The sequence below is a fragment of the Leptospira alstonii serovar Sichuan str. 79601 genome, from assembly GCF_000347175.1.
Taxonomy (GTDB): domain Bacteria; phylum Spirochaetota; class Leptospiria; order Leptospirales; family Leptospiraceae; genus Leptospira; species Leptospira alstonii.
On the sequence record NZ_ANIK01000012.1, the window covers coordinates 57,284 to 68,494 of the forward strand.

10 protein-coding genes are annotated in these 11,211 nt (G+C 44.8%); 5 read left to right on the plus strand and 5 right to left on the minus strand.

Features of this window, described 5'->3' with window-relative positions; translation table 11 throughout:
- Positions 1-28 precede the first annotated feature (28 nt).
- Positions 29-1,240, minus strand: a complete 1,212-nt coding sequence (locus LEP1GSC194_RS03145; RefSeq protein ID WP_020772225.1) for an acetyl-CoA C-acetyltransferase — start codon at positions 1,238-1,240, stop codon at positions 29-31.
- Between the two features lie 245 nt (positions 1,241-1,485).
- On the opposite strand from LEP1GSC194_RS03145, the gene trhO reads away from it, so the two are divergent.
- Positions 1,486-2,589 (plus strand): oxygen-dependent tRNA uridine(34) hydroxylase TrhO, encoded by a 1,104-nt coding sequence (gene trhO, locus LEP1GSC194_RS03150; protein WP_036041139.1) that lies wholly within the window; start codon positions 1,486-1,488, stop codon positions 2,587-2,589.
- On the opposite strand, the gene LEP1GSC194_RS03155 is transcribed toward trhO, so the two are convergent.
- Together LEP1GSC194_RS03155 and LEP1GSC194_RS03160 are read right to left on the minus strand one after the other, a co-directional pair.
- Complete coding sequence (locus LEP1GSC194_RS03155) at positions 2,565-3,494, minus strand: bile acid:sodium symporter family protein (protein ID WP_020772257.1); 930 nt, start codon at positions 3,492-3,494, stop codon at positions 2,565-2,567. The two genes, trhO and LEP1GSC194_RS03155, sit on opposite strands and share 25 nt — an antisense overlap.
- Before the next feature lie 4 nt (positions 3,495-3,498).
- A complete protein-coding gene (locus LEP1GSC194_RS03160; RefSeq protein WP_020772247.1) occupies positions 3,499-4,662 on the minus strand; it encodes a TauD/TfdA family dioxygenase in 1,164 nt (387 codons plus the stop codon).
- Positions 4,663-5,140: 478 nt separating this feature from the next.
- On the opposite strand from LEP1GSC194_RS03160, the gene LEP1GSC194_RS03165 reads away from it, so the two are divergent.
- Both LEP1GSC194_RS03165 and LEP1GSC194_RS03175 read left to right on the plus strand, forming a co-directional pair.
- Positions 5,141-6,289: an acyltransferase family protein gene (locus LEP1GSC194_RS03165; RefSeq protein WP_020772273.1), complete on the plus strand. Its 1,149-nt coding sequence runs from the start codon at positions 5,141-5,143 to the stop codon at positions 6,287-6,289.
- Between the two features lie 200 nt (positions 6,290-6,489).
- Positions 6,490-7,944 carry a pectin acetylesterase-family hydrolase gene (locus tag LEP1GSC194_RS03175; protein ID WP_036041143.1) on the plus strand — a complete coding sequence of 485 codons (1,455 nt, stop codon included), beginning with the start codon at positions 6,490-6,492 and terminating at the stop codon, positions 7,942-7,944.
- Between the two features lie 335 nt (positions 7,945-8,279).
- Here the strand turns inward: LEP1GSC194_RS03175 and LEP1GSC194_RS03180 are convergent, their stop codons facing one another.
- Positions 8,280-9,038: an indole-3-glycerol-phosphate synthase gene (locus LEP1GSC194_RS03180; RefSeq protein WP_020772279.1), complete on the minus strand. Its 759-nt coding sequence runs from the start codon at positions 9,036-9,038 to the stop codon at positions 8,280-8,282.
- Positions 9,039-9,044: 6 nt separating this feature from the next.
- Complete coding sequence (locus LEP1GSC194_RS03185; protein ID WP_002994326.1) at positions 9,045-9,377, minus strand: STAS domain-containing protein; 333 nt, start codon at positions 9,375-9,377, stop codon at positions 9,045-9,047.
- Positions 9,378-9,454: 77 nt separating this feature from the next.
- Here LEP1GSC194_RS03185 and murD point away from each other — a divergent pair, with 77 nt between their 5' ends.
- Together murD and LEP1GSC194_RS22135 are read left to right on the plus strand one after the other, a co-directional pair.
- Complete coding sequence (gene murD, locus LEP1GSC194_RS03190) at positions 9,455-10,852, plus strand: UDP-N-acetylmuramoyl-L-alanine--D-glutamate ligase (RefSeq protein WP_020772234.1); 1,398 nt, start codon at positions 9,455-9,457, stop codon at positions 10,850-10,852.
- A gap of 103 nt (positions 10,853-10,955) precedes the next feature.
- On the plus strand, positions 10,956-11,211 hold a 256-nt coding region (locus LEP1GSC194_RS22135), incomplete at its 3' end, for an IS110 family transposase (RefSeq protein WP_020772230.1).

Below are 11,211 nucleotides of genomic sequence, written 5' to 3' on the forward strand. Positions count from 1 at the left end.
CGGATGAAACGAAAAAAAATACCGTTTCTTAGATTCTTTCGATGATCGTGGCGATTCCCATACCGCCTCCGATACAAAGAGTGATCAGCGCATAACGTTTCTGTCTTCTTTCGAGTTCGTCTAACGCGGTTCCGAGAAGGATTGCACCGGTCGCTCCGAGGGGATGACCGAGAGAAATCGAACCGCCGTTCACGTTGATTTTCTCCGAAGGAATATTAAGCGACTTCTGAGTATAAAGAACCACGGAAGCGAATGCCTCGTTGATTTCCCAGAGATCGATATCGTCGGGTTTGAGTCCCGCAATCGCTAAGGCTTTTTTAGAAGCGGAAACCGGGCCCGTTAACATGATCGTCGGGTCCTCGCCTGTGGAAGCCATGGCAACGATTTTAGCGCGGGGCTTAAGACCGTATTTTTTAATACCTTCATCGGAAGCGATCAGAACGGAAGCCGCTCCGTCAACGATCCCGGAAGAGTTGCCTAACGTGTGGATGTGATTGATCTTTCCGATTTCGGGATAAGATCTGAGTGCGATCGCATCCAATTCTTTTTCTCCGATCGTTTTGAACACGGGACCGAGTTCGGAAAGCCATTCGAACGTGGATTCGATTCTCGGGTTTTCATCCGTATCAACAACGGTTCCGTCTTCCGTTTTTACCGGGACGATCGACTTTTTGAAGTAACCTTCCTTGATCGCTTTGTCCGCTTTGATCTGAGAAGACTCGGCAAAACGATCCGCGTCCTCGCGGGAAATTCCGAACTTGGTCGCGATGAGGTCCGCGGAAATTCCCTGAGGAACTAAGTTGTAGTGTTTTTGAATATTCGGATTTCCGATATTAAAATCCCTTCCGTTCATGTCCGCCCCCATTTTTACGCGGGACATGGATTCCACTCCGCCGCCGAGGGCGATTTGCATGGAACCGGATTGAACGTGATTGGCCGCATTGTTGACGGCTTGAAGCCCGGAACCGCAGAAACGGTTTACGGTATAACCGGGAACCGAGTTCGGCCAAAGCGCCGACATGACCGCATAACGCGCAATACAAGCGGCTTGGTCGTCCACTTGGGATACGCATCCCATGACGACTTCTTCCACGATTTCGGGTTTGATTCCGTTTCTTTCTTGGATCGCGTTTAAGGTTGCGGCGGAAAGTTCCTGCGGGTGAATGCTTGCAAGAGTTCCTCTTTTTTTACCTTTTCCTCTCGGAGTTCTAACGGCGTCGATTACATAGGCGTTTGACATTGTATTACCTCGCTGTCGATTCCATCTACTTGAGATTCGATTGAACAGCTGTTTAGTGAATTTGGGTGTTCCTGTTTCCATTTTGAAGAGGCGGGGGAGTTTGCAATTCTTTTTGCGGGAACTCGTATTAGGAATCAGTGGTTAGGGATCAGATGTCAGGGTATTAGGAGTCAGTGGATAGGGATCAGTGTAGCATCCTAAGAAACGCTTGTCAGGAAACGCCTGAATTTCAGAGTAAAGGAGCTATGGCAAATCGGGAAGATCTTCCGAAAAAAACGGAAACGAAAAAACGTCCCCTTCATAATATCTACGGGAAAGAGATTCTGAGCAAACGTTTGGAAGCGGAAAATTTTCCAAGGACGACTCTTTCCTTTTATCGTTACGTCATCTTAGAGAACGTGCAGGAACTCAGGAACAAACTTTATACGGAGTGGGAAACCCTCGGAGTTCTGGGAAGAATTTACCTCGCAAGAGAAGGAATCAACGCCCAACTTTCGGTTCCGTCCCACAATCTGAATTTTTTTAGGGAGAATTTGGATTCCAGAAAACAGTTCCGGGAAATGCCGTTTAAGATCGCCGTACAAGACGATCATAAATCCTTTTTAAAACTCGATTTAAAAGTAAGAAAAAAAATCGTTTCGGACGGGTTGGACGACGACGCGTTCGATGTGACTAACGTCGGAAAACATCTTTCCGCGGAAGAATTCAATCTTCATCTGGAGGATAAAAACTCGATCGTGGTCGACGTACGAAATCATTACGAAAGCGAGATCGGTCACTTTGAAAACGCGATCCTTCCGCAATCCGATACGTTCCGAGAGGAGTTGGGGATGCTTCTCGAACTTTTAAACGGAAAAGAAGATCAGAAAATTCTAATGTACTGTACGGGCGGGATCCGTTGTGAAAAGGCCAGCGCCTGGCTCAAACATCACGGATACAAGGACGTCAATCAGCTTCACGGAGGAATCATTTCCTACGCGCACGAAATCTCTCAAAAGGGACTCGAATCCAAGTTTAAGGGAAAAAATTTCGTATTCGACGGACGTCTTCAAGAGACGATCGGAAACGAGATCGTTTCCACGTGCCATCAGTGCGGAGAAAAGAGCGATCGCCACGTAAACTGCGCCAATCCGGGTTGTCATATCCTTTTCATTCAGTGCGAATCCTGTTCCGACAAGTTCGAAGGATGTTGTACGCAAGAATGCGGAATCGTTTTACGTCTTCCGAAGGAAAAACAAAAGGAAATCCGAAAAGGAAAGTTGAACGAGAATCGTTTTTTTACGAAGTCGAGAATTCGTCCGAAAATTTCCGAACTCTATCGAAATCAAAAACCTTTCGAAACCGCTTGAACGGTTAAGTCCGAAGTTCTTTTCGACCAGAACCAAGCGAGGGCCACGCCTGCGATCGCGTGCCAAATTCCCCAGACAGCCGCGATGATCGCCATACTTCCCTGACCTCCGAAGAACGCGAAGATCAAAACCAACCCTAACCCCGAATTTTGGATTCCGGTTTCTATGGAAATACAACGAGAGTCTTTTTCGTCCAAACGCATCAATTTCGCAAAGTAATAACCCAATAAAAAGCCGGTCGTGTTCATTAGAAAAACGTAAAGAAATACTTTGTGAATCACCGTCAGAAATATCCGATAATTGGAGATCAGCGCGATCAGTAAAAACGCGACAAAAATAAAACCCGAAAGGATTCTGAGAGGTTTTGAAAGTTTTGAAGTGATTTTCGGCAAGTATCTTTTTGTCAAAAGACCGAGAAGGATCGGGATCACTAGAATCATTAGGATCGCTTTAAAAACGTCCCAAGGATTGAGTGCGATTTCTTTTAGAGTCGTCTGAACGGGGGGATATAAATTTCCCCAAAAGAAAAAGTTAAACGGAGTCGCAAAGATCGCAAGCGCCGAAGAAAACGCGGTAAGAGAAATTGAAAGGGCTGTGTTCCCCTTTGCAAGAAGTGTGATAAAGTTCGAAATGTTTCCTCCGGGGCAGGCCGCGACTAGAAGCATTCCGAGGGCGATTCCGGGAGGCGGGTTTAAAATCCAAAGAAGAAGGTAAGTCGCAAAAGGAAAAAGGACGAATTGCGACAAGATTCCCGTGATGGAAGCCTTGGGTTTGTCGAAAAGTAGTTTAAAATCTTCTAATCTAAGTTCCAAGGCGATTCCGTACATAATCAGCCCCAGAAGAAAATTCAAAAAAGTAAGACTACTTTCGTTGAAATGAATCCGAATTCCGTCCAGTTCCGACATTGTTTTAGTCCGCCCAGGCTACGAAAATTTTTCTCGGACCGGTAAACGGATGTCTTCCGTGAGATACGGAATAGTTGTCGATTACGAGTACGTCTCCGTTTTGCCAGGAGAAAAGAGACATGTGATTCCAGAAAGCGTCCTGAATCCGAGTCAGTTCCCGGGTGGAAATTTCTTGACCGTCGCCGTAAGTGCAATGTGTGTCCAAGTATTCTTTTTGAGTCGTGATCTTTTTGATAGAGGTAAGGATTTCGAGCGCGATTCCCACTAAAAAACCGCGGATCGTTTTTTGACGAGCGAAGATTCTCCAGTATTCTTTCCGAGCCGCGTCGATATGAAACACCTGGGAATGATTGTGCCAGGCCAAAGATTTGAATTCGGGATGTTTACGAATCGCTAATGTAGTATTGATGAGTCTTAAATTGTCCTCTCCGAACCATTCCGTTTTGAAGTTCTGTTTTTTGGAAATTTTTTCGACTTCGTTCCTATCCTTCGTTTGGAACATTTCGTCCCAACGTTTGGTTTTCCAAAACTGAAAACGGGACCGATTGGAAGGGCCGTCGTAAACCCTGGAGTAACGAATTTTTTCCTTTTCGAACTTTTCACGAATGGAAGCGGGGACGTCGTTCAAAACCTTTCTGAGATCGGTGATCGGAGTTTCTCCGAACTTGCCGGGAGCCTTTCCGCAATAGAAAAAAAGTTTCCTCGGAGGAGAATCCAAAAAACTCATCTCCGCGTGTTGCATGATCGGATACGCGGGCGGAAGTTCCGTCGCCGTAAACGTATATTTCGTTACCTGATTTCTCGGAGACGTTCCGAGATAATTGTTTTTCAAATTCGGGTCCACGTTGAGGATGACGTCCTCGAAATCCTGAGGCGTAAAAACGTCGAACCCCCTGAAAAGTATCGCGCCGTATTCCTTGATATCTTCGTTTAACACGCGTTTGTTGGTTTTGATCCATCGAATCAAAGCCGCTTTGTTTTTTTCATTCTCCGAATTCGGTTGATAAACGACCGGAAGCGGATTTTTAGGATCGATGAATCCTTTGGATAAACCGCCGAAAGGAGGCGCCGTTTTCGATTTCGTTTTTTTGTCGGAAGAGGTTTGGGTTTTCGGTTTAGGCCTTGTTTTATTTTTTGTCTTAGGTTTGGAAAAAGTGTTAGCTGCCATCCGCCCTCCGAAAGATTTCCAGATCGTACTTCAAAGATTGATTTTGGAAAAGGCCTTTTTAGATACGATGAAGAATGCCCCCGTTTTTGATGCAAGAAATATTTGATATAATGGATAGAAATTCAATAAAGTGAAGGAGGTCTTGCTCTTAGACTCTAAATCCTTGCCCTCGTCCCTTGAAATGTGGGAACTCCTGCGTTCTAGGATCAGTGGATAGGGACCAGATGTCAGTGTGACCTGTAACATCCTAGAAAAAGTTGTCGGAAAAGGAAGATCCAATGACAACGAAAACTGTAAAGGCCTCATTCCTAACTGATAGTCAATCTTTGGATTGAGTAAAGGAGCCTAAATTTTTTAGAATCCAAAAATCGAATTCGACGAAAAATGGCCCGAAGAATCAACGATCGGATTACGTATCGTTGAAAATCGAGAGATAACGTTCTCTCGTTCGGGGAAACGAAAATTTCAAAGGTGTCGTTTGGAAAAGAAACCGGCTCAAAGTAAAAATCGAATTTTGTCTTTGGATTTATTCCGAGGAATGACCGTAGCCGGAATGATCCTCGTGAACAATCCCGGTTCTTGGTCTTTCATTTACTCCCCTTTAAAACATGCCGAGTGGAACGGTTGTACGCCGACGGATTTGGTGTTCCCCTTTTTTCTTTTTGCGGTAGGCGCATCTATTTCAATTTCCTTATATTCGAAAAAAGAAATCAATCGGGGACGGACCTGGCTCGGAATCTGTATCCGAAGTGCGACGTTGATTTTGATCGGACTGTTTTTGAACTTTTTCGGAGAATGGTCTTTTGCAGAACTCAGAATTCCCGGAGTTTTGCAGAGAATCGGATTTGTGTATTGGGTCGTTGCGTCTTTGTATCTCGTATTTCCGGGAAAGAAGGTATGGATTTTTTTGATCCCGATCCTACTCGTTCACACCTGGATCTTAGTAAGCTTCTCTCCTCCCGGACAATCAATCGTATCCTTAGAACCGGGAAAGGACATCGGCGCCTGGATCGATAGAACGATCTTCGGAGAAAAACATCTCTGGAAGTTTTCCAAAACTTGGGACCCGGAAGGATCGTTCAGCGGAGTTTCATCGATCGTAACCTCCTTATTCGGAGTTTTTTGCGGATCGATTCTTTTTTTAAAAGAAGAAAACGGGGGAAAAAAGCGGATTCCGATTCTTTTCGGATTCGGAATATTACTCGCGTTAGTCGGCTTGTTATGGAACCGGACGCTGCCGATAAATAAAAGCCTTTGGACCGGAAGTTATGCGGTTTACACGGCGGGCCTCGCTTTTTTTTGTATAGGATTTTTTGAATTCTTAAATTTGCAACTTCACGCGCGGAACGGATCGATTTTGGAAACCCTCTTTCAACCGTTTCTCGTATTCGGTAAGAACGCGATTTTGGTCTTCGTGGGCTCCGGGATCGTTGCGAGAATTCTCAACCTTTGGACGATTCCTGGGGAGAACGGAAAATCAATCGGCGTCAAAGTTTATCTGTTTTCTAAAATCGTTCTCATTGCGGATCCGTATCTTGCGTCCTTGTTATATGCAATTTTTCATTTATCGGCTTGGTGGGGAATTTTAAGTTTCTTGGATAAAAGGAAAATTTATATCAAAGTTTGAAGGAATCTTAAGGGCGCTCTTTTTGGAAATCGATAAAACGTGAAATCGATTCCGAGCATTTCCGGCCAAAGCGTCACCAAAGTATCGAAACCTACTCGGCGGAGTTCGATTTTTTCCGGTATCGATTGACTTTCATTCATAAGAGTTTTATTATTGACGGGTTCAAAAATGAAAAAGCGATACAAAGGAGCTGGAAAGAAATGAAACAATGGATAATATACTTCATGGCGATTTTTCTTATTTTCGTTTTTACGGATTGTAAGAAAGACAACGACGACGATAAGGACAAAACGTTTCTCGCGTTAGTCATAGCGGATCTTTTGTATAATCCTTACGAAAAGATCACTCCGTCCGCCGGGACGATCACGGTTGCCGGAGCCAATTATACGAACAGGGCCTACAACCCTTCCTGTTCGGGAGCGAGCGGAAATACTACATTCTCCATCTATAGAAAAAAGGTAAGCGCATCCAATAAAAAACTTCTCATCAATTTTATGGGAGGAGGGGCTTGTTGGAGCGGGTACAACTGTTTCGGAACCAATACGACCACCTATTTCAATCAGCTCAATACCGTGCCTGAATTGTTCGTAAAGTTTGCGTTTCAAGGAGTGATGAACGAGAAGAACGCTTCAAATCCATTCAAAGACTATGATGTCGTTTTTATTCCGTATTGTACGGGAGATCTTCACTTCGGTTCCAAGGACATGACTTATACCGATCCGAATACGGGAACTCAGACGGTCGTAAAACATCGGGGTTACGACAACGTTCTCGCGACTTTGAAATACATTCAGTCGGAATATCCGGGAGTTCAGAACGTATTCGTAACCGGACAAAGCGCCGGCGGGTACGGGGCCTTGTTGAACTATCCGATCGTTCGTGAAACGATCGCGGGTTTAAATACATCAGTAAAAATTAATATGCTTTCCGATGCTTCTAACGGAGTGGTGCCGAACGGATTTTTCCCCAATCTAAGCACTCAGTGGGGAGCCGATCCGAACATTCCGACATGGATAACGGGGATCGCGGCCAATTATTTCACGGTCGGAAATCCATCCATCCAGGATTTTTTTACGAAGGTTTCGACCTACTATAACGGCTCGGGAGATAAAACGGGACAATACACGGCGGTCTTTGACGGAAACCAAAGATTCTTTTACAAGGTGATGAATATCATCAACGCGGCTCCGGTTTATACGGACGGAAAAACGACCGATCCAAATGATTCCTCTAGAACCTATTCCGCGTTATTCGGAGACAGCGACGGAAGTTCGATCCCGGACGGAACCCTCGCGTCCACGGACGGAGCAACCTGCGGTTGGACGCAACAGGCGGTCACTTCTATGAATGGAATTTCGGTCGGGGCGGCAAATTATTCGTATTATATCGCGCCGGGAGACGTGCATACGATTAGTACGTCGGAAGAAATGTATAAAGTGGATTCGGGAGGAACCAACTTCGTAACTTGGCTCACGACTCTTTCCACGGGAGCAAAGCCGGGTAACGTGAAATGTACGAGCAACGGGGGAAGTTGTGTTGCTTCCAATCTTATAAAGAGTAAGATCAATCTTTCCTTGGGTGCGGCCACTTCGGATCAATCGTATGCGAATAATGTAAATTTAGCGACTACCTGCGGGTCGATCGTCGGGCTCTAAAATAAAAGCGGCTTCGATGTAAAAAAGCGGGACTTAAAGTTCAAACCTTCGGTTTTTACAAATCGTTTGGGCGGCTCCGTCGCTTGGGCTTTCGCCCAAGCGACGGACCGGGCTCTCCGCTTCAGTCAAGTTATTGTGTTTCATATTAGTATATTCAATTTCCTTAATTCCAATAACTTGACTCCGCATCGATCCCTGCCGCAGCGCTATAGTTTCCTCCGCGTTGTGTTTGTATGTTTTTTAGCAGGGGTAGAACGGGGATTTTGGGACAAGTTCCAAGAAAAAGGAAGGATAAAGACGCAGAAAACGCAATTACTTTAGAATACAATGAAATACTAAAATAACTCCAGCCAAGCCTTGCGGATATCCGGTTTTTCCATAAAATAGGTTCCGATCAAAGCGGCGTCGACCGATTTGCGAAACGCATCCAGGTCGGAACGGTTTGTTACGCCGGATTCGCCCACCTTTACGATATTAGGCGGAAGAAAAGCGCAGACTTCTTCGACCAAATTTCGATGAATTTGGAACGTATCCAGGTCTCTCGTATTGATTCCGATGATTTCGGCTCCGCAATCCAGGGCGAGTTTCGCTTCATCGGACGTGTGAACTTCGACGAGACAATCCATACCGAAAGAGGACGCGGACCTTAAAAACGATTTGATTTGATCGGGAGTTAGGATTCTCACGATCAAAAGAATTGCGGCAGCGCCGAAAGCTCTCGCTTCCCGAATTTGGATTTCGTCCAGGATAAAATCCTTTCTTAAAACCGGAATATTCGATTCGGAGGAGACGTTCTTCATGTCCTCCAGGGAACCTCCGAAATAATCCCGATCCGTAAGAACTGAAATCGCGGAAGCTCCCGAATCTTCGTATGTTTTAGCGATTCGAACGGGATCGTAATCGGAGCGGATTTCTCCGGCGGAAGGGCTCTTACGTTTGCATTCCGCGATGATGGAAAAGGTTCTGTTTCTTAAAGACTTACCGAGGCCGAGTCCCTGATAAGCGGGCGGATCGCAATCGACGATTTTTTTGATTTCGTTTTGTTTTGTGGAGATGATATCCCGGAGAACCCGGTGGAGTTGAGAAGAGGACATTGAGGCTTAAAAGGATTTGAAAGCCTCGTCTTCGGATTCACAAATATCAAAAAGAGATGTGAGCTCGATTACGTCGAAGATCCTTTTAACGGCGGGTTTGATATTACTGATTTTTAATGAACCTTCTTTGGAATTCAATTTTCTAAGGGTGGAAATACAAGCCCGAAAACCGGACGAGGACATATAATCCACTTCCTGCATATTCAGAATTACTTTTTTATGACCTTGATTGTCGATCAGGTCATTTAGATTTTCCTCAACCTCGTTGGCGATGGAAACATCCAAACGCCCTTTGAGATATACAACCAAAACACCGTCGCGTACTTTGTGATCGAGCAAGGGAATATCCTTAGTTTTGCTACTGACAACTATCGGGGGCGAAAATAACCTGTCAATCACTGTTCAACGGTCTAAAAATGAAATTTCCCGAGTCCTTGAAAGGTCTGAAGACTCTTGTTTTGGGAGGAGGAATCTCCGGAAATTCCGCAATTGATTTTTTAATCTCCGAAAAAGCACAACCGATTCTCTGTGATCGAAATCGTCCCGAGTCGATCGACGTTCCCTTTTTTTATGACAGTGCCGATCCGCAGTCTTTTCCCGAAATTTCACTGATCGTCAAGTCGCCTGGAATTTTACCCACCCATCCGGTTCTTTCGTATGCCGCCGAAAAAAAAATTTCCGTTCTTTCAGAGATCGATCTCGGAAGAAATTTTTTTCAAGGGAAAATCATCGGAGTCACCGGAACCGACGGAAAATCCACAACAACTTCGCTTACGGCGCACCTTTTGAAAAAAGATTTTTCCGATCTCAAAGAAGGGGGAAATCTCGGAATTCCTTTTACATCCTTTTGTAAAGAATCGATTTCCTTGGCCGTTCTAGAACTTTCCAGTTATCAGCTTGAGGATTCCTTTCCGCTTCGTTTGGATGTGTCCGTGCTCTTGAATCTTGCCCCCGATCATTTGGAAAGGCACAAGACGATGGAAAACTATTTCAACGCAAAACTCAAAATTGCGGACCTCTCCAACAAGAATCATTGTTTGATCGTTTCGGAAAAAATCAAAGAAAGAATTTTGAGTTCGACTTCCTTTCAATGTAAACTTCTAAGTTTCGGAAGAAGTCCCGAGTCGAGCGCGTATTTGAACGAAAATTCTCTAAGGATTCAAACTTCCAACTTTGTATACGACATCTCGCGGTTCCGTCTTCCCGGAAGTCATAACAGGGAGAATCTTGCCGCTTCCATCCTTGCGGCGGAAGCGATCGGAGGAAAACCGGAATCGATCCAGTCGCAGATTCCGCTTTTTAAAGGACTTCCTCATCGTTTTCAAATAGCGGGAGAAAAACGAGGATTGTCCTTTATCAACGATTCCAAATCCACGAATCTGCACAGTATGTTAGCCGGGATGTCTACTTGGAAGAATTTGGATCGAACCTGTTTGATTTTAGGAGGAAGGCCGAAACGGGAGGATCCGAAACCGCTTTATGATTTTCTAATGCAGAAAATCGGTTGTGTGGTTTTGATCGGAGAGGCCAGGTCGGTCTGGGAGGAGGGGATCCGAAACGTGATCGGAGACCGATTGTTTTCCGTTGAAGATCTGAATGAAACGTTTGGAATATTCAAAAATGGAAATATGATTTCCGAACGGTCTTCCGATCCGTCCGGCTTCGATACGAAAATCCTTTTGTCCAACGGAGCGGAACTCGAGTCCTTCGTATTTTCTCCCGCCTGCGCGAGCTTCGATCAATATAAGAACTTCGAGGAAAGAGGGAACCATTTCCTTTCTTTAGTGGACGATTTTCTAAACGGAATCGGCTGAAAGAATCGATTTTAGACAAAATGGCGCCCCTTCTCGGCTTGAAAACCGTGGGTTAGATGCGAAGCATTTACCACAAAACAAGAAAACCAACAGAAGGAACGTAATGAAAAGAAAAGTATATGTAGGAATGGATGTCCACAAAGAAACGATCAGTATCGCGTATTTAACGAGCAATTCAAAGGAACTGGTGAAAGAACAACAGATAAAGCATAATGAGGTTCAGATTAAAAAATTTGTAACCAAACTGAAATCGGAATGGAACGAAATACATTGTTGTTACGAAGCAGGAGTAACCGGGTATCCACTTTACAGATATTTAAATTCCTTAGGAGTGAATTGCACATTGATAGCACCGGGCA

Bases quoted from the DNA above. Each gene is read 5' to 3' on its own strand.
- LEP1GSC194_RS03145 (WP_020772225.1), bottom strand. From the start codon at position 1,240: ATGTCAAACGCCTATGTAATCGACGCCGTTAGAACTCCGAGAGGAAAA.
- LEP1GSC194_RS03175 (WP_036041143.1), top strand. From the start codon at position 6,490: ATGAAACAATGGATAATATACTTCATGGCGATTTTTCTTATTTTCGTT.
- LEP1GSC194_RS03155 (WP_020772257.1), bottom strand. From the start codon at position 3,494: ATGTCGGAACTGGACGGAATTCGGATTCATTTCAACGAAAGTAGTCTT.
- trhO (WP_036041139.1), top strand. From the start codon at position 1,486: ATGGCAAATCGGGAAGATCTTCCGAAAAAAACGGAAACGAAAAAACGT.
- murD (WP_020772234.1), top strand. From the start codon at position 9,455: ATGAAATTTCCCGAGTCCTTGAAAGGTCTGAAGACTCTTGTTTTGGGA.
- LEP1GSC194_RS03160 (WP_020772247.1), bottom strand. From the start codon at position 4,662: ATGGCAGCTAACACTTTTTCCAAACCTAAGACAAAAAATAAAACAAGG.
- LEP1GSC194_RS03180 (WP_020772279.1), bottom strand. From the start codon at position 9,038: ATGTCCTCTTCTCAACTCCACCGGGTTCTCCGGGATATCATCTCCACA.